General features: G+C 59.7%; 25 protein-coding genes and 4 tRNA genes. 11 read left to right on the forward strand and 18 right to left on the reverse strand.

Annotation, left to right across the window (positions count from 1 at the left end; translation table 11 throughout):
* A partial coding sequence (gene hrpA, locus ACIQ47_RS06435) for an ATP-dependent RNA helicase HrpA (protein WP_396437384.1) occupies window positions 1–1,680 on the reverse strand: 1,680 nt, incomplete at its 3' end.
* A gap of 94 nt (window positions 1,681–1,774) precedes the next feature.
* Between hrpA and ACIQ47_RS06440 the strand changes: the two genes are divergently transcribed.
* From ACIQ47_RS06440 to argA, 3 genes are read left to right on the forward strand one after another with little or no spacing between them, the layout of a single operon-like run.
* Window positions 1,775–2,035 carry a ribbon-helix-helix protein, CopG family gene (locus ACIQ47_RS06440; RefSeq protein ID WP_296291407.1) on the forward strand — a complete coding sequence of 87 codons (261 nt, stop codon included), beginning with the start codon at window positions 1,775–1,777 and terminating at the stop codon, window positions 2,033–2,035.
* Complete coding sequence (locus ACIQ47_RS06445) at window positions 2,032–2,475, forward strand: TA system VapC family ribonuclease toxin (RefSeq protein WP_396437358.1); 444 nt, start codon at window positions 2,032–2,034, stop codon at window positions 2,473–2,475. Before ACIQ47_RS06440 ends, ACIQ47_RS06445 begins: the two co-directional genes overlap by 4 nt.
* Window positions 2,476–2,478: 3 nt before the next feature.
* A complete protein-coding gene (gene argA, locus ACIQ47_RS06450) occupies window positions 2,479–3,825 on the forward strand; it encodes an amino-acid N-acetyltransferase (protein ID WP_396437359.1) in 1,347 nt (448 codons plus the stop codon).
* Here the strand turns inward: argA and ACIQ47_RS06455 are convergent, their stop codons facing one another.
* The 4 genes from ACIQ47_RS06455 to ACIQ47_RS06470 all read right to left on the reverse strand — a co-directional run bounded on the left by ACIQ47_RS06455 (window position 3,826) and on the right by ACIQ47_RS06470 (window position 6,754).
* Window positions 3,826–4,134 carry a 2Fe-2S iron-sulfur cluster-binding protein gene (locus tag ACIQ47_RS06455; RefSeq protein WP_396437360.1) on the reverse strand — a complete coding sequence of 103 codons (309 nt, stop codon included), beginning with the start codon at window positions 4,132–4,134 and terminating at the stop codon, window positions 3,826–3,828.
* Window positions 4,131–5,183, reverse strand: coding sequence for a Rieske 2Fe-2S domain-containing protein (locus ACIQ47_RS06460; protein ID WP_396437361.1), 1,053 nt, complete (start codon window positions 5,181–5,183; stop codon window positions 4,131–4,133). Before ACIQ47_RS06460 ends, ACIQ47_RS06455 begins: the two co-directional genes overlap by 4 nt.
* Window positions 5,184–5,300: 117 nt before the next feature.
* Entirely contained in the window at window positions 5,301–5,867 is a 567-nt protein-coding gene (locus tag ACIQ47_RS06465) for a restriction endonuclease (protein ID WP_396437362.1), read from the reverse strand.
* Between the two features lie 62 nt (window positions 5,868–5,929).
* Window positions 5,930–6,754: a TauD/TfdA dioxygenase family protein gene (locus ACIQ47_RS06470; RefSeq protein ID WP_396437363.1), complete on the reverse strand. Its 825-nt coding sequence runs from the start codon at window positions 6,752–6,754 to the stop codon at window positions 5,930–5,932.
* Window positions 6,755–6,866: 112 nt separating this feature from the next.
* On the opposite strand from ACIQ47_RS06470, the gene ACIQ47_RS06475 reads away from it, so the two are divergent.
* The 7 genes from ACIQ47_RS06475 to ACIQ47_RS06505 all read left to right on the forward strand — a co-directional run bounded on the left by ACIQ47_RS06475 (window position 6,867) and on the right by ACIQ47_RS06505 (window position 12,743).
* On the forward strand, window positions 6,867–7,835 hold the full coding sequence (locus ACIQ47_RS06475) for a Bug family tripartite tricarboxylate transporter substrate binding protein (protein WP_396437364.1): 969 nt from the start codon (window positions 6,867–6,869) through the stop codon (window positions 7,833–7,835).
* Window positions 7,836–7,858: 23 nt separating this feature from the next.
* A complete protein-coding gene (locus tag ACIQ47_RS06480) occupies window positions 7,859–8,833 on the forward strand; it encodes a Bug family tripartite tricarboxylate transporter substrate binding protein (protein ID WP_396437365.1) in 975 nt (324 codons plus the stop codon).
* Window positions 8,834–8,836: 3 nt separating this feature from the next.
* Window positions 8,837–9,397: a ribonuclease E activity regulator RraA gene (gene rraA / locus ACIQ47_RS06485; protein WP_396437366.1), complete on the forward strand. Its 561-nt coding sequence runs from the start codon at window positions 8,837–8,839 to the stop codon at window positions 9,395–9,397.
* Window positions 9,394–10,818, forward strand: a complete 1,425-nt coding sequence (leuC, locus tag ACIQ47_RS06490) for a 3-isopropylmalate dehydratase large subunit (protein ID WP_396437367.1) — start codon at window positions 9,394–9,396, stop codon at window positions 10,816–10,818. Before rraA ends, leuC begins: the two co-directional genes overlap by 4 nt.
* A 10-nt stretch (window positions 10,819–10,828) precedes the next feature.
* On the forward strand, window positions 10,829–11,500 hold the full coding sequence (leuD, locus tag ACIQ47_RS06495; RefSeq protein WP_396437368.1) for a 3-isopropylmalate dehydratase small subunit: 672 nt from the start codon (window positions 10,829–10,831) through the stop codon (window positions 11,498–11,500).
* Between the two features lies 1 nt (window position 11,501).
* A complete protein-coding gene (locus ACIQ47_RS06500; protein WP_396437369.1) occupies window positions 11,502–12,422 on the forward strand; it encodes an ornithine cyclodeaminase family protein in 921 nt (306 codons plus the stop codon).
* Window positions 12,423–12,521: 99 nt separating this feature from the next.
* The gene (locus ACIQ47_RS06505) at window positions 12,522–12,743 is read left to right on the forward strand and encodes a hypothetical protein (RefSeq protein ID WP_396437370.1); all 222 of its coding nucleotides are present in this window, start codon (window positions 12,522–12,524) and stop codon (window positions 12,741–12,743) included.
* Here the strand turns inward: ACIQ47_RS06505 and ACIQ47_RS06510 are convergent.
* On the reverse strand, window positions 12,740–13,207 hold the full coding sequence (locus ACIQ47_RS06510; RefSeq protein ID WP_396437371.1) for a hypothetical protein: 468 nt from the start codon (window positions 13,205–13,207) through the stop codon (window positions 12,740–12,742). The genes ACIQ47_RS06505 and ACIQ47_RS06510 overlap by 4 nt on opposite strands.
* A gap of 237 nt (window positions 13,208–13,444) precedes the next feature.
* On the opposite strand from ACIQ47_RS06510, the gene ACIQ47_RS06515 reads away from it, so the two are divergent.
* On the forward strand, window positions 13,445–14,626 hold the full coding sequence (locus tag ACIQ47_RS06515) for an NAD(P)/FAD-dependent oxidoreductase (RefSeq protein WP_396437372.1): 1,182 nt from the start codon (window positions 13,445–13,447) through the stop codon (window positions 14,624–14,626).
* Between the two features lie 2 nt (window positions 14,627–14,628).
* On the opposite strand, the gene ACIQ47_RS06520 is transcribed toward ACIQ47_RS06515, so the two are convergent.
* The 12 genes from ACIQ47_RS06520 to ACIQ47_RS06575 all read right to left on the reverse strand — a co-directional run bounded on the left by ACIQ47_RS06520 (window position 14,629) and on the right by ACIQ47_RS06575 (window position 22,082).
* A complete protein-coding gene (locus ACIQ47_RS06520) occupies window positions 14,629–14,988 on the reverse strand; it encodes a hypothetical protein (RefSeq protein WP_396437373.1) in 360 nt (119 codons plus the stop codon).
* Window positions 14,989–14,993: 5 nt separating this feature from the next.
* Complete coding sequence (locus ACIQ47_RS06525) at window positions 14,994–15,362, reverse strand: glutaredoxin domain-containing protein (protein WP_396437374.1); 369 nt, start codon at window positions 15,360–15,362, stop codon at window positions 14,994–14,996.
* Between the two features lie 113 nt (window positions 15,363–15,475).
* Window positions 15,476–15,552: transfer RNA gene (locus ACIQ47_RS06530), tRNA-Pro, on the reverse strand.
* 35 nt (window positions 15,553–15,587) lie between these two features.
* Window positions 15,588–16,049: a MerR family transcriptional regulator gene (locus tag ACIQ47_RS06535; protein WP_396437385.1), complete on the reverse strand. Its 462-nt coding sequence runs from the start codon at window positions 16,047–16,049 to the stop codon at window positions 15,588–15,590.
* A 172-nt stretch (window positions 16,050–16,221) separates the two neighbouring features.
* A tRNA-Asp gene (locus ACIQ47_RS06540) sits at window positions 16,222–16,298 on the reverse strand.
* Between the two features lie 57 nt (window positions 16,299–16,355).
* Window positions 16,356–16,431, reverse strand: a tRNA-Glu gene (locus ACIQ47_RS06545).
* A gap of 38 nt (window positions 16,432–16,469) precedes the next feature.
* Window positions 16,470–16,545: transfer RNA gene (locus tag ACIQ47_RS06550), tRNA-Ala, on the reverse strand.
* A 75-nt stretch (window positions 16,546–16,620) separates the two neighbouring features.
* Window positions 16,621–18,030, reverse strand: a complete 1,410-nt coding sequence (gltX, locus tag ACIQ47_RS06555; protein WP_396437375.1) for a glutamate--tRNA ligase — start codon at window positions 18,028–18,030, stop codon at window positions 16,621–16,623.
* A 1-nt stretch (window position 18,031) separates the two neighbouring features.
* Window positions 18,032–19,243, reverse strand: a complete 1,212-nt coding sequence (locus tag ACIQ47_RS06560) for an O-succinylhomoserine sulfhydrylase (protein ID WP_396437376.1) — start codon at window positions 19,241–19,243, stop codon at window positions 18,032–18,034.
* 9 nt (window positions 19,244–19,252) lie between these two features.
* Window positions 19,253–20,767, reverse strand: a complete 1,515-nt coding sequence (gene purF, locus ACIQ47_RS06565) for an amidophosphoribosyltransferase (RefSeq protein ID WP_396437377.1) — start codon at window positions 20,765–20,767, stop codon at window positions 19,253–19,255.
* A gap of 39 nt (window positions 20,768–20,806) precedes the next feature.
* On the reverse strand, window positions 20,807–21,295 hold the full coding sequence (locus ACIQ47_RS06570) for a CvpA family protein (RefSeq protein WP_396437386.1): 489 nt from the start codon (window positions 21,293–21,295) through the stop codon (window positions 20,807–20,809).
* A 7-nt stretch (window positions 21,296–21,302) separates the two neighbouring features.
* Window positions 21,303–22,082 carry an SPOR domain-containing protein gene (locus ACIQ47_RS06575; protein ID WP_396437378.1) on the reverse strand — a complete coding sequence of 260 codons (780 nt, stop codon included), beginning with the start codon at window positions 22,080–22,082 and terminating at the stop codon, window positions 21,303–21,305.
* Between the last annotated feature and the right edge of the window lies 1 nt (window position 22,083).

Raw genomic sequence — 22,083 nt, forward strand, 5'->3', positions numbered from 1 at the left:
GCGGTTGCTCAGCTTGTGCTGCGGCGCTTCTTGCGCCGCCATCTGCCGCCCTTTAATTGGGGTCAGATCCCGATTGTTTTGACCCGCAGAAGCAGCTGGATTTAATTGGGATCTGACCCCAATTAACATAGATGGGCCGCCACGGGCGTCGTGAATCCATTTCCACAGCTTCAGGTAACCGGTGAATTCGCTCTTGTCGTCGTCAAACTTGGCGTGTTGTTGGTCGGCCTGGGCTTGCGCGTCCATGGGGCGGTCGCGCACGTCTTGCACGCTCATGGCGCTGGCGATGACCAGCACTTCGTCCAGCGCTTCGCGACCACGGGCTTCCAAGATCATGCGGCCCACACGGGGGTCCAGCGGCAGGCGGGCCAGCTCTTTTCCAATGGGCGTCAGCTCGTTGTCGTCGTCCACCGCGCCCAGCTCGGCCAGCAGTTGGTAGCCGTCGGTGATGGCGCGTTTGGACGGCGCTTCGATGAACGGAAAGTCTTCCACCACGCCCAGGTGCAGGCTCTTCATGCGCAAGATCACGCCCGCCAATGACGAACGCAAAATTTCCGGGTCGGTAAAACGCGGACGGCCGGCAAAGTCTTGGTCGTCGTACAGGCGAATACAAATGCCGTTGGCCACGCGGCCGCAACGGCCAGCACGCTGGTTGGCCGCCGCCTGGCTGATCGGCTCGACCATGAGCTGCTCAACCTTGCTGCGCAGGCTGTAGCGCTTGACGCGGGCGGTGCCAGCGTCGATCACGTAACGGATGCCAGGCACCGTGAGCGAGGTTTCGGCCACGTTGGTGGCCAGCACAATGCGGCGGCCGTTCGATGCTTCAAAAATCTGGTCTTGCTCGGCCTGCGACAAGCGGGCAAACAGCGGCAGCACTTCGGCCCCGCGTGTGAGCGGCTGGTGCGACAGGTGTTTGCGCAAGTGGTCGGCGGCTTCGCGGATTTCGCGCTCGCCGGGCAAAAAGATCAGGATGTCGCCCCCTGCCCCGCCTTGCCAGAGTTCGTCCACACCGTCGGCCATGGCCTCGTTCAGGCCGTAGTCACGCGTTTCTTCAAACGGGCGGTAACGCTGCTCGACTGGAAAGGTGCGGCCAGAGACCATGATGACCGGGGCCGGACCGTGGCGCGAGGCAAAGTGCTTGGCAAAGCGGTCAGCGTCGATGGTGGCCGAGGTGACGACGATTTTGAGGTCGGGGCGGCGCGGCAAAATTTGGCGCAGGTAGCCCAGCAAGAAGTCGATGTTCAGGCTGCGTTCGTGCGCCTCGTCGATGATGATGGTGTCATAGGCCTGCAGCAGCGGGTCGGTCTGGGTTTCGGCCAGCAAAATACCGTCGGTCATCAGTTTGACGGACGCGTTTTTGCTCAAACGGTCTTGAAACCGCACCTTGAAACCCACCACCTCGCCCAATGGCGTCTTCAACTCCTCAGCAATGCGTTTGGCCACCGAGCTGGCCGCAATGCGCCGGGGCTGGGTGTGGCCAATCATGCGGGCGCGTTCGCCGGGCTTGGCGTTCAGCTTGCCGCGCCCCATCGCCAGCGCGATTTTGGGCAACTGCGTGGTCTTGCCTGAGCCGGTCTCACCGCAAACAATGATGACCTGGTGCTGGTCCATGGCGGCCATGATTTCGTCACGGCGGGCCGAGACCGGCAGGCCTTCGGGGAAGTCGATTTGGAGGGGGATAAGGTTTGCGGGGTCGGTCACGGGCTGGATTATCCCACGACACGTTTTCACGTGCTACACTGGTTCACGTGAACTTTCGGGACGGAGATTTTTCATGACCAATCTGACCATTTCGCTCGACGAAAACCTCGTCAAACAAGCCCGCATCAAGGCCATTCAAGAAGGCACCTCGCTGAGCGCCAAGGTGCGCGAGATGCTGTCGGCCTATGTGCGGCAGGACATGCCCACTGCGCCATTGGTGATCCCCAAACTGCCGACCGGAGGCAGCGGCGGTTTGCTGCCAGGCATCGACCCCTGCAGCAACCGCTCCATGTTCGATGCCATAGATGCCGCTGAGTACAAATTTCCAACATGACACCCGACGTCAATCTGTTGGTCGCGGCCATGCGGCTGGATCACCCGCACCATTCACTGGCCTTTGCACATTTGCAGTCTCAACTTCAACAAGCCACAAAACGACCTCTCCATCCGAGCGTCGTTTTGTTGGGAACGGTCGTTTCGGGTTTCATCCGGATTGTGACCAACGCACAGATTTTCATCAAACCCAGCTCTTTGCAGCAAGCCATGGACTTTGTAGATGCGCTGCTCATTTCTCCAGGCGTGGTTTTTCAATCCGCAGGCAGCCCTTGGCCGGGCTTCAGAGACTTGTGCCTTCAAGCGGCTGTCACGCCGAATCTGGTCTCCGATGCCTGGATCGCTGCATCGGTCTTGCAATTGGGCGAGGTGGTCCATACCTTCGACCGCGACTTCAAAAAACTCCTCCCTGCCGACAACCTCCATTTGTTAAGCCGCTAGCCCATGTCCACAGTTTTCAATTTCACCTTCGTGCCCTGGTTCCGGTCGGTGGCGCCTTACATCCACATGCACCGGGGCAAGACCTTTGTGGTGGGCATCGCGGGCGAGGCGATTGCGGCGGGCAAGCTGCAAAACCTGGCGCAAGATCTGGCCCTGATCCAGAGCATGGGCGTGAAGATCGTGCTGGTTCACGGCTTTCGCCCGCAGGTCAACGAACAACTGGCAGCCAAAGGCCACACGCCCAAATACGCGCACGGTATCCGCATCACCGACAGTGTGGCGCTGGACTGCGCCCAAGAGGCAGCAGGCCAGCTGCGCTACGAGATCGAGGCGGCCTTTAGCCAGGGCCTGCCCAACACGCCCATGGCGGGCTCGACGGTGCGAGTGATTTCGGGCAACTTCATCACCGCACGGCCGGTGGGCATTGTCGATGGCGTGGATTTCATCCACTCGGGTCTGGTGCGCAAGGTGGACGTGGACGGCATCATGCGCACGCTGGACATGGGCGCGATGGTGCTGCTCTCGCCCTTTGGCTTTTCGCCGACGGGCGAGGCGTTCAACCTGTCCATGGAAGAAGTGGCCACCAGCGTGGCCGCCGAGTTGCAGGCAGACAAGTTGATTTTTGTGACCGAGGTGCCCGGCATCCGCATCGAGCCCCATGCCCCGGCCAGTGAGGACAACCCCATTGACACCGAACTGCCATTGGCCGCGGCCAAGCAGTTGTTGGCTTCGCTGCCGCCCCCCACCGAGCCCACCGACATCGGCTTTTATTTGCAGCACTGCGTGAAGGCCTGCGAAGAAGGCGTGGAGCGCTCGCACATCCTGCCCTTTGCGGTGGACGGCGCTTTGTTGCTGGAGGTGTATGTGCACGACGGCATTGGCACCATGGTCATCGATGAAAAACTCGAAGAGCTGCGCGAAGCCACCTCGGACGACGTGGGCGGCATCTTGCAATTGATTGAGCCGTTCGAGAAAGACGGCACCTTGGTCAAGCGCGACCGCACCGAGATCGAACGCGACATCGACCACTACACCATCATTGACCACGACGGTGTGATCTTTGCCTGCGCCGCGCTCTACCCCTACCCCGAGAGCAAAACGGCCGAGATGGCGGCGCTCACCGTCTCGCCCCAGTCGCAAGGTCAAGGCGACGGTGAAAAGGTGCTCAAGCGCATCGAACAACGGGCACGCGCCATGGGGGTCAAAAGCATCTTTGTGCTGACCACCCGCACCATGCACTGGTTCATCAAGCGCGGCTTTGTTCAGCAAGATCCCGACTGGCTCCCCGAAGCGCGAAAGCGCAAATACAACTGGGACCGCAAGAGCCAGGTGCTGGTCAAGAAGCTCTGATCACAGGTCCAGCACGAGCCTTGCCGTCTGGCTGCGCGAACAGCAAATCAGCATCTGCGTGTTCGCCTCTTGCTCCTCAGGGGTGAGGAACATGTCCCAATGGTCGGGTGTGCCCGCAACCACCTGGGTCAGGCAGGTGCCGCACACACCTTGAGAGCAGGAAAACGGCACCTCGTGGCCAGCGTCCTGCAGCGCGCTCAAGATGCTTTGCTCTTTGCCCACCTTCAAGGTCTGGCCACTTTTTTGCAAGTGAACTTCGAAGCTGCCATCGGCATCGATGGGGGTCTGTGTCAAGTCTGGGGTGCTCATGCGGTGATCTCGGAGGCGTTTTCCTGGGCCAATAAACGGTCGATGATACGGCGCGACTGCACGCCGCCCGAATCGATGTTGAGCATCATGAGTTTGCGCTCAGGCCATTGGCTGATGTTGGCTTGCTGAAGTTGCAGCATCTCCATGTCTTCATTGAAAATGCCGCCTTGCCCTGCGCGGATCTTGTCGGTCAACGCTGCGTCTTCGGGCTTGAACTGGCGCGCCATGCCCCAGTGGTACCAGTGTGAGGTCTCGGTCTCAGGCGTGATGAAGTCAACCACCACGCTGTAGGCCTTGTGCTCGGGTGCAGCGTCAAAGCCGCCTTTGCCGGTCAGGGCCACACCCACGTCGATCATGACGTGGCTGGGCGGCGAAAAGCGGCAAATCTGCCAGCGGTCCACCTTGGCCTGCGGGTCTAGGCCGTTGGCGCTCATGGCCATTTGCCAAAAAGGGGGGGCCTGAATGCCTTGCATGTGGCGCTGCAAGACGACTTGGTCGCCGTTGACCTTGGTTTCGCTGGGTGTCTCGTCGATCTCGGGCTGGCCGATGCTGTTGGCATGCACGTAGGTCTCGTGTGTCAGGTCCATCAGGTTGTCGATCATCAGGCGGTAATCGGCCTTGACGTGGTAAAGCCCGCCACCGTAGGCCCAGGCAGTGTTATCGAAAAACTCGAAATGGGGCAAAAGGGCTTGGTCGACCTTGGCCTGATCGCCCGGCCAAACCCAGACAAAACCGTAGCGCTGCGCCACGGCGAAGGCTTTGATCGCTGGAAAGCCGCGCACGCGCTGACCCGGCATGTGCACGGTTTTGCCCTCACAGCCCATCTCCAGACCGTGGTAACCACACACCAGTCTGCCCTGACAAACCTTGCCCAACGACAAGGGCGCACCCCGATGGGGGCAGAAGTCTTCAACCGCTGCCACTAGCCCGTCGGGGCCTTTGAAAAAAACCATTTTTTCATTGCAAATGGTGCGCCCCAGGGGCTTACTGCCCAGCGCTTCGAGTTCGGCCTCGGTGCAGGCCACATACCAAGTGTTTTGGATGAACATGTTTCAACCTTTATGGCAAAAGAGTGAGGTGCCCGGCGTGGCCGAGCTTTGAGGATTTTGCTTTTGTTTCCGAATGCCAGCGAGCTGGCACCCATAACCGATCCGCATGGCTGGCGCTCACAAGGCCTTGACCTCTTTGTCCACCAAGATCACCAAATCTATGCCCATGATCAAAGTGATGCGGTGTTCTGCAGCGTAATCCTCGGCTTTGGTGCTGACTTGCCCCAAGCTGATACAAACGCTGTTGCTGGCCTCCAGCGCATCGCGGTGGGCCACCAGTTCGCGCAGCGGCTCCAAGCCCATGGCGGCCGCTTTCCAGCGTTTGGCACTGACCACTGTGCGCACACCCTTTTTCTCGAGCAGCATGTCGGCCGCACCTGTGAGTGGCGTGACGGTGTAACCCTGGCGGGTAAAGGCCGAGTCCAGCACCACCGAGAAATCTCGCCAGCTCATGCCGCCAAGGCTTTGCAAACCTTTTTCAACCAGCGCTGGACTGGGTACGTTGCGCTGTCGCCAAAAGGCCATGCACCCGATCACAAAGAACGGGAAGCCCCCCAACATGCCCACGCCTGCGTACTTCTCGGGCAACAAGGCCCCAGCCGCCAGGGCAACCACAGCCACCAACGCAAAACTGATCCACCACGGCGAACGCAACAGCACCGCAAACAGTGATTTCTCGGACATTTTGAATTTCACACACACTCCCTGTCGATCAAAAAACGCCCCCGTGCTCGCTTCGACCATTATCAAACGGGTTGGTCCCCCGCCAAGGTGATGCGGTGCATCACCCGGCGAAAACCGTGGTAATCGTTGACCGGGTTATGCTGGGTGCAGCGGTTGTCCCACACCGCCAAAGAGTGGGGCTGCCAGACAAAGCGGCAGGTGAACTCGGGCTTGACCTGGTGCTGAAACAGAAAGTTCAGGATGGGTGTGCTTTCGGCATCGGTCATGCCGACGATGCCCGAGGTGTGGGCCACGTTCACATAAAGGGCTTTGCGGCCAGTTTCGGGGTGGGTGCGCACCAGCGGGTGGTGGGCCAAATACGCTTTGGGGGCGCTGTCTTTGCCATCGCTTTTGATGCGGTCTTCGCGGGTTTTGGACACATCGGCTTTGGCCGAACTGCTGATGCCAACCAGCCCACTTAACAGGGATTTCATGGTGTCAGAGAGCGTCTCCCAAGCCATGTATTGGTTGGCAAACAAGGTGTCGCCCCCATAAGGCGGCACCTCTTTGGCCAGCAGCATCGAGCCCATGGGCGGCTGCTCCAAATAAGTGGTGTCGGAGTGCCAAATGCCACCAAAGTTGACTTTTTCGTGTTCGAGCTTTTTGACTTCGATGACACAGGGAAAGCCGTCGAGGCCTTTGACAAAAGGGTATTCGACCGGCTGACCCAAGGTTTGCGCAAAACGCATGAATTGATCAGGCGCAAGATTCTGATTGCGGAAAAAAATAACCTGGTGCTGCAGCAAAGCGGCGCGAATGGCCTGTTGCAGATCGGCCGTGAGGGGCTGGGTCAAGTCAACCCCGTGCAGCTCAGCGCCCAATGCGCCTGCGATTTGTCGAATGATCATGTTTTCATTGTTGCACAGGCACTTGGGTAAACCCCCATCTGAAATGTCCGCCGCGAGACAAGCGCAACCGCCGCTTCGTGTCATTCTGAAGCTCTTGTTTTTTGGAGCTGACATGTTCAATCGTGGTTGGAATTTTTTGGCACTGTCTTTGGGCTTGTGCTTGGTTCAGGGCGCGGCCCTGGCGCAAGATTTTTTGTCAAAACCCGTGCGCATCGTGGTGCCGCAAACGCCGGGTGGCGCATCCGACGCGCTGGCCCGCATCGTAGGCCAAAAACTGAGCGAGAAATGGGGCCAGGCGGTGGTGATCGAAAACCGCGCAGGCGCGGGTGGCAACGTGGGCATGGAGCATGTGGCGCAGGCCACGGCCGACGGCCACACGCTGCTGATGAGCTACGCCGGATCGCACGCCATCAACGCGGCTTTGTACAAAAAGCTGCCTTTTGATCCCGAAAAAGACTTTGAGCCAGTGGCCACATTGGCCACCCTGCCTTTTGTGTTGGTGGTGCGCCCTGATTCGCCCGTCAAAAGCATCAAGGATCTGGTGGACCAAGGCCAGCGCTCGCCTTTGACTTTTGGCTCTGCAGGCAACGGTTCGGTGAACCATTTGCTGGGCGTCATGTTCAACGCTGCAGCCAACACCAAGCTCGAACACATTCCCTACCGTGGCGCGGCACCGGCCATGCAGGACCTGATGGGCGGCCAGATCAACATGGTGTTCACCAGCTTGCCTTCCGTGTCGGGGGCCATCAAAAGCGGCACGCTGCGCCCGGTGGCGGTGACCAGTGCGGCCCGCTCGGGCAACTTCCCGAACATTCCCACCATCGCCGAAGGGGGCTTCAAAGAGTTTGATGTGTCGCCCTGGTTTGGTTTTTTTGCCCCGGCCAAGACCCCGGCGGCGGTGATTCGCCGCATCAACCAGGATGTGCAAGAGGTGCTGAAAACCAAGGACGTGATCGAGCGCTTCAATGCGCAAGGCGCCGATGTGCTGATCACCCAACCCGCTGAGTTTGCCGGCATGCTGAGAAAAGACCTGGCCAAGTGGAGCGTGGTGGTCAAAGCTTCGGGCGCACAGATTGACTGACCGCGACAACCAAGAGACAACCCATGAACTTGAACACAATTTCACGCCGCAGCGCTGTGGCATTGGCCCTTTGCCTGAGCACCGGCGCATTTGCACAGAACTGGCCTGACAAACCGATCCGCATTGTGGTGGGTTTTGCGCCCGGTGGTTTCACCGATGTGCTGGCGCGCACCATTGGGCAAAAGCTGCAAGAGCGGCTGGGGCAGTCGGTGGTGGTGGACAACAAGGCCGGTGCTGCGGGCACGGTGGGTGCCGACATCGTCGCCAAGGCCAGGCCCGACGGCTACACGCTGCTGCTGGGCCACAGCAATTCCAACTCGGTGGCCCCCGCGCTTTACCCCAAATTGCCTTACGACTTGGTGAAGGATTTCACGCCCATCATCCGTGTGGCGTCCACGCCTTTGCTGTTGACGGTGAACCCTGGCGTGCCCGCCACCGATGTGCGCTCGTTTGTGGCACTGGCCAAACAAAAGCCCATGGGCCTGAGCTTTGCGTCGTCGGGCAACGGCAGCGCGCAGCACTTGGCAGCGGCCCGTTTCATGCTGGCCACCCAGACGCAAATGAACCACATTCCCTACAAAGGCAGCGGCCAGGCGATTGTGGATTTGCTGTCCGGCCAGGTGAACCTCAACTTTGAAAGCCCACCCAATGTGTTGCCGCATTACCAGGCGGGCAAGCTTCGGGTGTTGGCCATCACCAGCGAAAAACGCTCGCCCTTGATGCCCAATGTGCCCACCCTGGCCGAAGCCGGCGTGCCCAATGCCGAGATGCTGCAGTGGTTTGCCGTGCTGGGGCCAGCCAAGTTGCCCGCCGACATCACCCGACGCCTGAACACCGAGATTGCCGCGATTTTGAAGCTGCCGGATGTGGCCGAAAAAATCGCTTCTCAAGGCGGTGAAATCATTGGCGGCACGCCCGAGTCGTTTGCGGCGTTCATTCCCGAAGACAGCGCTGCATGGGCCAAGCTGGTCAAAGACGCCAATGTGCGCATGGACTGATGTGTGAAACTCCTTCCCAAAACCACTGACCTGAGTGATGCCTGCGATGACGCGCAGGCCTGCGCTGTGCTGTTTCAAAGTTACGGCTTGCGACGGTCCTTCACCGGGCCGATTCGCACCCTGCGCATCCACGAAGACATTGCCTTGATGCGCGACACCGTGAGCCAGCCTGGCCAGGGCCAAGTGCTGGTGATGGACGGCGGTGGCTCGGTGGCCCGGGCGTTGTTTGGCGATGTGATGGCCGAGCTGGCCGCGCGCAATGGCTGGGCGGGGCTGGTCATTCATGGCGTTGTGCGCGATGCCGATGAGCTCAATACCATCGACATTGGCGTGAAGGCTTTGGGCACGGTGCCCAAGCGCGGCAACCGCACCGGTGCAGGCGAGCGCGATGTGTCGGTGCATTTTGGCGGCGTGACCTTCACGCCCGGCGACCACCTGGTGGCCGATGCAGATGGCGTGATTGTGCTGCCCACGGGTTTGACAGTGGCCGACATTGCCGTGCACGACGTGGTGGCGGCCACCGCCGCCTATGCAGCAGACCCGGCGGCAACACACCAGTCATGAACCCTCGAACCCTGTACCAGCGCATCGTGGATGCGCACACGGTGCGGCCGCTGGGCAACAGCGGGCAAATTTTGTTGTATGTGGACCGCCAGGTTCTGAACGAATACACCAGCCCACAAGCGTTTTCCGCCTTGCACGCGCAAGGCCGCAACGTGTGGCGCCCCGCTTCCACCCTGGCGGTGGTGGACCATGTAAACGCCACCACACCGGTACGCAATGCACGCACCATGGTGCTGGTCGATGGCGACCGTGCCAGACAGGTGAGTACGCTGACCGAGAACTGCGCGCGGCACGGCATTGAACTGTTTGACATGCTGGACGAGCGTCAGGGCATTGAGCATGTGGTGGCCAGTGAACAAGGCTGGGTGCTGCCGGGCATGGTGATGGCGGCGGGTGACAGCCACACCACCACCCACGGGGCCATGGGGGCTTTGGGTTTTGGCATTGGCAGCAGCGAGATCGAGCACCTGCTGGCCACCCAGACGCTGATTTACCGCCCACAAAAAACCATGTGCGTCACTGTGCAAGGCCAGATGCCTGCCGGGGTGACGGCCAAAGACCTGGTGCTGAGCCTGATCGCGCAGATCGGGGCCGATGGGGCTTCGGGCCATGTGATCGAGTACGCCGGCGAGGCGATTCGGGCCATGGGCGTAGAGGGCCGCTTGACGCTGTGCAACATGAGCGTGGAAGCTGCGGCGCGGGGCGCCATCGTGGCACCCGATGACCGGCTGTTTGCGTATTTGCATGGCCGCCCCCGGGTGCCGCAAGGCGCAGCATGGGGCGCGGCCGTGACGCAGTGGCGCTTGCTCCGCAGCGACGACGGTGCGGTGTTTGACCGTGAGATCAGCCTGAACGCCAGCACGCTGGCCCCGCGCGTGACCTGGGGCACCAGCCCAGACCAAGGTGTGCCCATCGACGGTGTGGTGCCTGACCCGGCCCACGAAAGCGACCCGCAACGCCGCAAGGGCATGCAACGCGCCTTGGCCTACATGGACCTGCAACCCGGTCAAGCCTTGCAGGGCGTGCCCATCAGCCACGCGTTCATTGGCTCGTGCACCAACAGCCGCATTGATGACCTGCGCGATGCGGCGCGTTTTTTGAAAGGCCGACGTGTCGCACCCGGCGTGCGTGCCTTGGTGGTGCCCGGCTCGTCGATGGTGCGCGCGCAGGCCGAGGCGGAAGGCCTGGGACGCATTTTTGAAGAAGCGGGTTTTGAATGGCGACAGGCGGGTTGCTCGATGTGCGTGGCCATGAACGAAGACCACCTGAACGCCGGGGACCGCTGCGCCTCCAGCACCAACCGCAACTTTGAAGGCCGCCAGGGCTTGGGCACACGCACCCACCTGATGAGTCCCGCCATGGTGGCGGCGGCGGCGGTCACAGGCACGCTGACTGACTTGCGCAACCTGCACTGTCATTGAAAGCGATGTGATGACTTCCCCATTTCAAGCCATCACCTCCCTCTCAGGCACCGCCTGTGCCCTGCCCTTGCCGCATGTGGACACCGACCAGATCATGCCCAAGCAGTTCCTCAAAGGAATTGATCGGCAAGGCCTGGCCAAAGGCTTTTTGCACGACATGCGTTTTGACGCTTTGGGCCAAAAGCGCAGCGATTTTGTGATGAACCAGGCCCCTTGGACTGAGGCGAAGTTTTTGATCACGGGACCCAACTTTGGTTGTGGCTCCAGCCGTGAGCACGCGGTGTGGGGCATGCGCGAGTTGGGCATCCGCTGCGTGCTGGGCACCAGCTTTGGTGGCATTTTCAGCGACAACTGCATGCGCAACGGCGTGCCTGCGCTGGTGTTGCCTGCTTTTGAAGTGGACCGCTTGATGGCCCTGGCCCAAGACCCGCAGCGCTGCCAAATGGCCATGGACTTGGCAGCCCAAACACTGGACACCCCGGCCGATGGGCAAACCTTGCGCTTTGACATCGACCCGCTGAACCAAGAGATGCTGCTGCGCGGCCTGGATGCGGTGGGCATGAGCCTGACGCATGCACCGGACATCCACGCCTTTGAAGCCCTTTATTTACAGGCCAACCCTTGGGTGGTGCCGCCTCAGAAAAAAAATCCCCCGCAGAAAAATCTTCACCAAGAGAATTGACATGGTCCATTACTTTGACGAAGCCCGCGTTCAGCAACTGCTGAGCGTGCCCGATTTGCTGCTAGGCGTGCGCGAAGCCTTGGTAGCGCTGACGCTGGGCCAAGTGGTTCAGCCACTGCGCATGGTCATGCCCATTGGCGATGCATCCAACGATGGCCTGCTGTTTTTGAAACCCGCCCAGCTGGGCGATGCGCTGAGCACCAAGCTCATCACGCTGGTGCCCGGCAATGCGCAAAAAGGTTTGCCCACGCTGCTCAGCACCATCGTGCTGATGGACCCGGTCACAGGCCAAACGCTGGCGGTTATGGAGGGCAACACCATCACCGCCATGCGCACGGCAGCGGCCTCTGCCGTGGCGGCCGATGCGCTGGTGCCGCGCACTCCCCAGGTGGTGGCCATGCTGGGCAGCGGCGTGCTGGCGCGCAGCCACGCGCAAATGCTGCGGGCCGTGCGCGAAGTGTCCGAAATTCGAGTGTGGAGCCCTACGGCCGCCAACGCGCAGCAGTGCGCACGCGACATTGGCGGCCTGGCCTGCGCCAGCGCCGAAGAAGCGGTGCGCGGCGCCGACATCGTGTGCACCGTGACCAATGCGAGCGAACCGGTGCTGCAAGGCGCTTGGCTCAAGCCCGGCGCTTTTGTCGCGGCAGTGGGTGCGCCCCGGCCCACCTGGCGCGAGCTGGACAACGCCGCCATGAGCCACTGGGTGGTGGCCGATCAACGCGAAGCCGCCGAAAAAGAATCGGGCGATGTGCTGTTGTCTGGCGCACAGGTCGCAGCCGAGATGGGCGAAATTTTGTGCGGCCGTAGTGCGCCACCACCAGCGGGCACGATCATCATTTTCAAATCGCTGGGCCAGGCAGTCGAGGACACGGTGGCGGCACGGCTGGTGTACCGGGCGGCATTGGCCGAATTGGATGTTTGAAGCAAAGACAGGTCGCGCCCCCTGAAAGCGCCGCACTGTGACGCAGGCTCAAGTTAAGGGGATTGCTGTCGATTCTTGATGAATCGTTTCATTGCACCCATGTTGACCATCACCAAATCGCCGGAAAGATTCGACATTCCTGTTCGTCACAGGTATGTGTTTCATGGCATGGACATCGGAGACAGCTTGTTTTTTGATGACTTCAAGCTGGCCGAAAATGCCCGCATTGCGGCCATTCAATACGTCAAGAGGAACAGGCTGAGCTGGAAATTCGGGATTCGGAAGATGCACGATGGCTGGCGCATCTTTCGAATGGTTTAGCGGCCGGAGCAGCTGGTGATGTTGCAAGGGCAGTCGTAAATGTCCCCCACAATGGTGGTCAGGAACCGGGCACTGCCCATGTCTGTGCCTTCGCGCAAAATGATTTCGTGGTTACCCGTCACATAGGCGTTTTCAACGTTGTCCACCTCGGAATGGTGCACTATCGTGACCCATTTGCCCCCCATCATGTGGGCCCGGTTTTTGAACAAGTTCAAAGCCGATGTAAAGTCTGTGTTGGTGCGGATGCGGTAGCGTTGGATGAGCGAGCAGCTGTTGACTGTGGCATACACCTGTGAGCCCACAATGACTGATTTTGATTGCGGCGTTTCCTGGTACAGGATGTCGGGCTGAACCAGGGTCGCATCCCTGTATGAGGGGCCTGTGCTCGCCACACGCATGTCGACTGTTGTGCAACCAGAAAGCAGTACGGCACACACAATGCCCAGGAGAGAATTTTTTGTCATGATGTCCAAGCAAGAGGAATGAACGAACCCGTTGCGAATTTGCCGAGTTACTTATTTCATTATCACTTTCAGACTTTGCAACTGTGCGTGTGGCCCCGTGTAACATCCGTAACTTGTTTACTATGGATTTCAGATGAGCCCTGATGGGTTGGTCGGATGACCGCCCATTCGAGATGGCACAAAGCAGGCCGTTCACGACCTTTCTGCTGAGCAAATTACATTTTCTAAAAAAAACGCATGAGCAGTCACCCAAAATTGACCGATGTGGTCATCGTTGGCAGCGGTGTCATGGGCGCGGCCACCGCCTGGTGGCTCACGCGCTTGCAGCCGGGCTTGAAAGTGACGCTGGTCGAGTCGGACACGCGATACGAAAAAGCCTCGTCATCGCTCTCGGCCAGCTCCATTCGCCAGCAGTTCACCTGCCCCGTCAACATCCGACTTAGCCAGTATGGCATCGCGTTTTTGCGCGAGGCCGAGCAGCACCTGGGCCTGCCCGATCACCCGGTGGCGCTGGGTTTGCAAGAGCCCGGCTATTTGTACTTGGCCCAGCCCGAACAAGCGGCGGCCATGCAAACCGCGCACCAGATCCAAAAGCAAGCCGGGGCGGATGTCGCCTTGCTTGGCCCCGAGGTTCTTCGCCAGCGCTACCCCTGGCTGAACGTGGACGATGTGGCGCTGGGCAGCCTGGGCCTGAGCGGCGAGGGTTGGTTTGACGGCCCTGCCCTGCACCAGGCATTCTTGAAAAAAGCCATGGCGCAAGGTGTGCAGCGCCTGCACGACCGGGTGGTGGGCATGGACCAGACGGCCACACAAGTGACCTCTGTGCGGCTGGCCAGTGGCGGCACTGTGTTTTGTGGGCAAGTCGTCAATGCGGCGGGGGCTTGGGCTGGCGAAGTGGCGGCGATGGCCAATGTGCACTTGCCCGTCGAAGCGGCTCGTCGCTCGGTGTTTGTGCTGTCGTGTCCCGAGCCGCTGCCGCAGTGCCCCTTGCTGATCGACCCGAGCGGCTGGTGGCTGCGGCCCGAAGGCCGGTTTTTGATCAGCGGCGCTGAGCCTTTGAACACCGAACCTAACCTGCCGCTGGAGCCCGACTGGGCCGAATGGAACGACGAACAATGGGCCTCGCTGGCCCACCGCATTCCGGCACTGGCCGCCTTGCGGGTGGAGCGGGCCTGGGCGGGTTTTTACGAGATGAACACCTTCGATCACAACGCCGTGATCGGCCCGCACCCGACGCTGTGCAATCTGTATTTCATCAACGGATTTTCAGGCCATGGCATGCAGCACGCAGCAGGCGCTGGCCTGGCACTGGCAGAGTGGATGCTGCTGGGGCAAGCGCAGACCATCGACGTGCAAGAGCTGGGCTTTGAGCGCTTGTTAGAAAACCGCCCGCTGCGCGAGTTGGCCGTGATCGGCTGACGCTAAAGGTCTTCTCGCGCTTCGATCTGCAGTCGCTGCACCACCGCGCCCCGGGCGCCTGCCACAGCGCGGATGCGCAGAGCCGGACCCGCTTCAAGCACCAATCGACAGTGGTAATCGAGCCCATCGGTCTGGCCCGGGCAGTTGCTGGCGATGAGGCGGTGCCATTGCCGCTTGCCGTCGATCTCCAGCGTCAACGCGTGCCAAGCATCAGTGTTGTCTTCGGGCACGCGCACCAGCAAACTCACATCGATGTCGAACGTGCGTGACCGTTTGAGAGCGCCGGGAATATGGAGCACCGCCACCGCATCGCCCACGCCCACCTCGGTGCGCCACGACTCGGGTTTTGCGGTGGACGCCATGGGCTTCAGGCTTGCAGCATGGTCTGAAGTTCGCCGCTATCGATCAGGCGGCGCAGGTCATTGGCTCCGCCGACCAAGGTGCCGCGCACAAAGACCATCGGGAAAGTGGGCCACCCAGTCCACATCTTCAAGGCATTGCGCAAACGCCATTGCGAAAAATAGCTGCCAAATTCGATGTATTCGTGCGCCAAGCCAGCCGCGGTCAAGGCCTTGCGCGCCTTGGCTACAAAAGGATTGCCTGACAAACCCACGACCACTACAGGGTGCTGGGCGATGGCCGTTTGCACTTGCGCAACCACAGCCCCATGCCATTGCGCAATGAACGGGCGAATGCCGGGATGGATGGCGGACTCGGCAAGAACAGGTCTGATCATGGGTTCACTTGAAAAATAGAGGGGAAGACTTGGCCGCATCACAAAGGCGAGTGCACAATGAAAAACGGGTTACAACTTTCAGAGATGTAACCCATTGATTTCATGAATAAAAATGGTCGGCGTGGCGGGATTCGAACTCGCGACCCCTTGCACCCCATGCAAGTGCGCTACCAGGCTGCGCTACACGCCGACAAGCTGCAAATTATAGCTTGAATTCAAGACTATTCAGACCGTGAGCATCGCGCGAATTTGCAATAACTCTTGGTGAACCGACAAGGCCGATTCAAAACCTGGCCGATACAACGGGTGGGGTGCCATCTCATGGGCCAGTTCATCTGGCGGAATGCCCTCTGCCGCTTCAATCTCAGCGCTGTTGTCTTCCAGCCCATCATCCAGAAATGCCGCCGAGCGCATCAGTTGACGCTCACTCTGGGTCAGCTCCAGCAGTTTGTTTCGTGCGCCGCTGATGGTAAAGCCTTGGTCGTACAAGAGCCCACGTATTCTGCGGATCATCATCACTTCATGGCGCTGGTAATAGCGGCGATTACCCCGTCGTTTGACCGGACGGAGTTGCGTGAACTCCTGCTCCCAATACCGCAAAACATGAGGCTTGACGCCACACAACTCGCCCACCTCACCAATGGTGAAGTAGCGTTTGGCTGGAATGGCGGGAAGCAAACTGTCCATGACTGACAACACGTTATCTTGAAAATCTTGTAGCTTACTGCAACTGTGTTCACCTCGTCTAGCCCTGATTTGGGCTTGCAAACGCGTGATCCATCGTGCAGGCGAAAAATGCGCCTGACTCTGATTCCAAAACAAAAAAGCCTAAGTAGAAATCTACTTAGGCTTTCCGTTTTGGCGGAGTGGACGGGACTCGAACCCGCGACCCCCGGCGTGACAGGCCGGTATTCTAACCAACTGAACTACCACTCCTGATAGCTGAAGCTTTTGCCAGAGAGCTGATGCAAACTGGCCAAGTGCTACAAAACTTGGCGACCCTACGGGGATTCGAACCCCGGTACTCACCGTGAAAGGGTGATGTCCTAGGCCTCTAGACGATAGGGTCATAACCTGGACGGATTCTTTCGAATCATCTCGACACTTTGGTGGAGGTAAACGGGATCGAACCGATGACCTCTTGCATGCCATGCAAGCGCTCTCCCAGCTGAGCTATACCCCCTTTGGTACAACGTTGCGCATTGCTGCTGAACCGTTATGCCTCGTTGGTGTCGAGACCCGAATTATAGACAGAAATTCAGGCGTTTTTCAAGCGCCGCAGAATTTTTTCACGGTGACTCAAGGCCAGCACGGCGTCCAGCGAGGGTGTCTGTGCAGTGCCCATCACCAACACACGAACCGGCATGGCCAAGAGCGGCATTTTGAGGCCAGTTTCAGTCAAGGTTTCCTTGATCATGGCCGCAATCGATGCCTTGTCCCAAGCACATCCCGCCAACTTGTCGGCCAACAAGGCCAGAGCCGGTTTGACGGCTTCGGTCACATGCAAAGTCTTTTCCTCAGCGTTGGGCACCACGTCCAAATAAAAGACTGAAATCCATTGCGCCAAAACCACCAACGTGTCGCAACGGTCTTTGAACAAGCCGCAGATGCTGGCCAAGCGCTCGTCGGCCTCCACCGACAATTTGGCCAAGAAAGGCTGAACGTGCCGGGCCAGCTCGGCGTCGTCCATGGCCTTGAGGTGCTGGGCATTGACCCACTTGAGTTTGGCTTCGTCAAACTGCGCAGCGCTGCGACCCAAGTGGTCCAGATTGAACCACGCCAGAAACTGCGCGCGGCTGAAAATTTCATCGTCGCCGTGACTCCAACCCAGGCGCGCCAAATAGTTGACCATGGCATCGGGCAAATAGCCTTCGCAGCGATAGGCTGTCACGGCTTTGGCCCCGTTGCGCTTGCTCATCTTCTCGCCCTGCTCGTTGAGCACCGTGGGCAAGTGGGCATACACCGGGGGCACTTTGCCCAGGGCGTGAAAGATATTGATCTGACGTGGGGTATTGTTGACATGGTCGTCACCACGAATCACATGCGTGATCTGCATGTCGATGTCGTCCACCACCACACAAAAGTTGTAGGTGGGTGTGCCGTCGGGGCGGGCGATCACCAAGTCGTCCAGCTCGTCGTTGCTGATCTCAATGCGACCTTTGACTTTGTCGTCCCATGCCACCACGCCGCCAACCGGATTCATGAAGCGCAGCACAGGCTTCACGCCCTCGGGAATCTCGGGCAGGGTTTTGCCCTCAGCTGGACGCCAGGTGCCGTCATAGCGGGGCTTTTCCTTGTTGGCCATTTGGCGCTCACGCAGCGCGTCCAAGGCTTCCATGCTCATGTAGCAAGGGTAAACGTGGCCTGCAGCAATGAGCTCGGCCAAGACCGCCCTGTAACGGTCCATGCGTTGCATTTGATAGAACGGGCCTTCGTCGTGGTTCAATTCCAGCCAAGCCATGCCTTCGATGATCACGTCCACAGACGCTTGCGTGGAACGGTCCAGATCGGTGTCTTCGATGCGCAAAATAAAGTCGCCACCCGTAGCACGGGCAAAGGCCCAGGGGTACAAAGCCGAGCGGATGTTGCCCAGGTGAATGAAGCCTGTCGGTGATGGGGCAAAGCGGGTGCGGGTGCGTGCAGGCGCACTTGAAAGGGTGTGGGTCATATCAAAGGGTGTCGAGACCACGGGACAGGTCTTTCTGAATGTCTAGCGGGTACTCCAAGCCCACCGCCACGCGGATCAGGCCTTGGCCAATGCCTGCGGCTTGGCGCTGCGCTTCGGTGAGGCGCCCATGCGAAGTGCTGGCGGGGTGAGCCACCATGGTTTTGGTGTCGCCCAAATTGGTCGCCAGCGACAACATTTTCATCTGGTTCATCACATGGAATGCGCGTTGTCGCGATTGCTCTGGGCCCTCGGCTTTCACTTCGAAGGACAAGACCGCGCCGCCCAGGCCCGACATCTGGCGCATGGCCAATTCGTGCTGCGGGTGACTGGCCAAAGCGGGGTAATGCACCCGCGCTACGGCGGGGTGTTTTTCCAGCCATTCGGCCAAAATTTGCGCACGGGCGCTCTGCGCACGCATGCGAAGGTCCAGGGTTTCCAGACCCTTGAGCACCACCCAGGCGTTGAAGGGCGCGAGCGTCATGCCCCCGCTTTTGAGCACCGGCAAAAACTTCTCGGTGACCATCTGCTGCGGCGCGCACAAGGCACCCGCCATCACGCGGCCCTGACCGTCCAGGTACTTGGTGCCCGAATGCATGATGATATCGGCCCCCATGGCCACAGGGCGCTGCAGGGATGGCGTGGCAAAGCAGTTGTCCACCGCAAACAAAGCACCTGCGTTGTGGGCGATGTCGGCCAGCGCCTGAATATCGCACACCTCGGTCAGGGGGTTGGTCGGGGTTTCGGCAAACAACAAGCGCGTGTTGGGACGGACGGCCGCTTGCCACTCTTTCAAATCGGTTTGTGAAACAAAACTGGACTCCACGCCAAACTTGGCGAGGTCCGAGCCAATCAGCTTGATGGTCGAACCGAACATGGAGCGCGAGCACACCACATGGTCGCCCGCCTTCAAAAGGCCCATGCACATCATCAAAATGGCAGACATGCCCGAGGATGTTCCCATGGCAGCTTCTGTGCCCTCCAAGGCCGCCAAGCGGATTTCCATGCTGGTGACCGTGGGGTTGCCGTAACGGCCATAGGTGTAGCCTTCTTCATCGCCTGCAAAACGGCGGGCGGCAGATTCTGCTGTGGGTTGCACGTAACCGCTGGTCAGGTAAAGCGCCTCGGAGTTTTCGCCGTACTGGCTGCGCTCGACCGCTGCACGAACGGCCAGGGTTTCGATGTGCAAATCGTCAAATCGGGAGGGTTCTGTCATGTTGCTGTCTCACACGCTGGCGTTGGGCAAAACCAAACGCGAATTGTCGTCATCGCCCTCTTCGGCTTGAGGGCGGGTTTGGTTCAAACGGCTGATGTCGTCGGTAGAAATATCGCCCGTCACGTACACCCCATCAAAGCAAGACGCGTCGAAATCTGACAGCGCGCCCGCCGCGTTGACACGCGCTTGGGCCACGGCCGATTTCATGGCATCCACGTCTTGGTAAATCAGGGCGTCACAACCAATGATTTGGCGGATTTCTTCGATGCTGCGGCCGTGCGCCACCAGCTCTTGGCTGGTCGGCATGTCGATGCCATACACGTTGGGGTAACGCACTGGAGGCGCCGCACTGGCCATGTAGACCTTACGGGCACCGGCGTCACGCGCCATCTGCACGATCTCGCGGCTGGTGGTGCCGCGCACGATGGAATCGTCAACCAACAACACATTGCGGCCCTTGAACTCGCTCACGATGGTGTTGAGCTTTTGGCGCACCGATTTTTTCCGCACTGCTTGGCCCGGCATGATGAACGTGCGACCCACGTAGCGGTTTTTGACAAACCCCTCGCGGTAAGGAATGCCCAACAAATGCGCCAATTGTGTGGCGCTGGGACGGCTGGACTCGGGGATCGGGATCACCACATCGATGTCGCTCGGCGGCAGGGTCGAAATCACACGCTTGGCCAGCGTCTCGCCCAGGTTCAAGCGGGCTTGGTAGACCGAAATGCCGTCCATGGTGGAGTCGGGGCGGGCCAAATAAACGTACTCAAAAATGCAAGGGCTCAATTGCGTTTTTTCGGCGCAGGGCTGGGTGTGCATTTGCCCTTCCAGGTCGATAAAAATGGCTTCGCCCGGGGCCACATCGCGCTCAAACTGGTGTGCTGTGCCATCCAACGCCACCGACTCGCTGGCCAGCATGATGGAGCCGTCTTGGCCGCGGCCCATGCACAAGGGGCGGATGCCGTGCGGATCGCGAAAAGCCACCAAACCGTGACCCGCAATCAAGGCGATCACCGCGTAAGAGCCTTTGACACGGCGGTTCACACCGCGCACGGCCTCAAACACATCCATGGGTTTGAGCGGCAAACCGCGCGTGGTTTTTTCCAGCTCGTGGGCCAGCACATTCAACAGGACTTCGGAATCACTGTCGGTGTTGATGTGGCGGTGGTCGTTGGAAAACAACTCGACCTTGAGCGCGTGCGCATTGGTCAGGTTGCCGTTGTGCACCAGCACCAAGCCAAAGGGGGCATTGACATAAAAAGGTTGTGCTTCTTCTTCGCTGAAGGCGTTGCCCGCCGTGGGGTAACGCACCTGCCCCAGGCCGCAGTTTCCGGGCAAACTGCGCATGTTGCGGGTGCGGAACACGTCGCGCACCATGCCCTTGGCCTTGTGCATGAAAAACTTGCGGTCCAGCTGCGTGACAATGCCCGCCGCGTCCTGACCCCGGTGCTGCAAAAGCAACAAGGCGTCATAAATCAACTGGTTGACCGGGGCGCTGCTGACAACGCCGACAATTCCACACATACTTTTATCCGTTCAAAAAATCGACGCACACGGAAATGTTCAAGGCAAATAATCAACCAACGCTTGCGGCAGCAAAGGCCTGAGGCCATTGAGCGTGAGGTCTAACCAGGCCGGGCCCGCAGCGCCCCGCCACCAATCTTCTTTAGACAACCCCAGCAACTGCAGGACCACCGTCAAGGCCAACAACAGCACCACGCCGCGCGCCAAACCAAAAATGCCGCCGAGCGCTCGGTCCACCGGTCGTAAACCCACGGTTTCCACGAGTTTTTTGACCAGCCAGGACACCAATCCAGCCGCAAACAAGGCTGCGACAAACACCAGGGCAAATGCCACCGCATGCTGTACCTGCGCCGCGGCTTCTTTGAGAAAAGGCAAAAAGGCCACGGCATCGGCGGCCAACCACTGCGCCAGGATGAAGGCAGCAATCCACCCTGCCAGGGACAACACCTCGTAAACCAGTCCGCGCCACAAACCCACCAGCATGGAGGCCAGCAACACCGCCAACAAAATCCAGTCGGTCAGGGCAATGGCCATGTCAGATCCTCAAGACGGCTGCTGACAACTCGAGTTTGCGAACCTTTGCAGCGGCTTTTTCAGCCTCTTCGCGGCTGCTGAAGGGCCCCAGCCGCACCCGGGTGGTGGATTTGCCATCTTTGCCATCCACCGTCTGGGTGAAGGTGATCAAGCCCGCCTGCTCCAACTTGCGGCGCACTTCGCGGACCTTGGCCTGATCACTGAAGGCACCCACTTGCACCACATGCCGTTCGCCCCCGGCTGCGGGGGGCTTGCCTTCCAGCAAAGCCCGTGCTTTGTTGCCATCGTCTTTGGACTTGTCCGCAGATTCAGGATTGTCGGTTTTGCTGGGTGCGGGTTTGACTTCATCCTTGACCACAGGCGGCTTGGGCGCAGGCTCTTGCAATGGCTTGGGCTCATCCGCAGGCGCAGGCTTGGCGGTCTGAACCACCTCTTCTTTCGCATCCAACCCCTCTTGGACAGGCAAAGGTTTGGCATCGGGCAAAAGGGGTTTGCCAGGGTTGGCTTGCGCAGGTGGGGCCTGAGTCACTTTCAAAGGGGCATTGGAGGGACGATCCGAAATCAGGATCGGGGTATCAACCGCCACAGGGCGCGGCTGCGTGTCGAACATCAATGGAAAGCCAACCACGGCGAGGAGGACCAAAACCACGGCACCGATCAGGCGATGGCGGGCGCGTCGACGCACCCACTCAACGCTCTCGCCCGATCCAGGCGCGACCGTTTCGGCCGTGGCTGGAGTTGAGGCCGCTTGACCCGGAAAACGGAACTTGAAAAACGCCATG

Origin of the sequence: Limnohabitans sp., assembly GCF_044373035.1 — a bacterium.
Lineage (GTDB): Bacteria > Pseudomonadota > Gammaproteobacteria > Burkholderiales > Burkholderiaceae_C > Limnohabitans_A.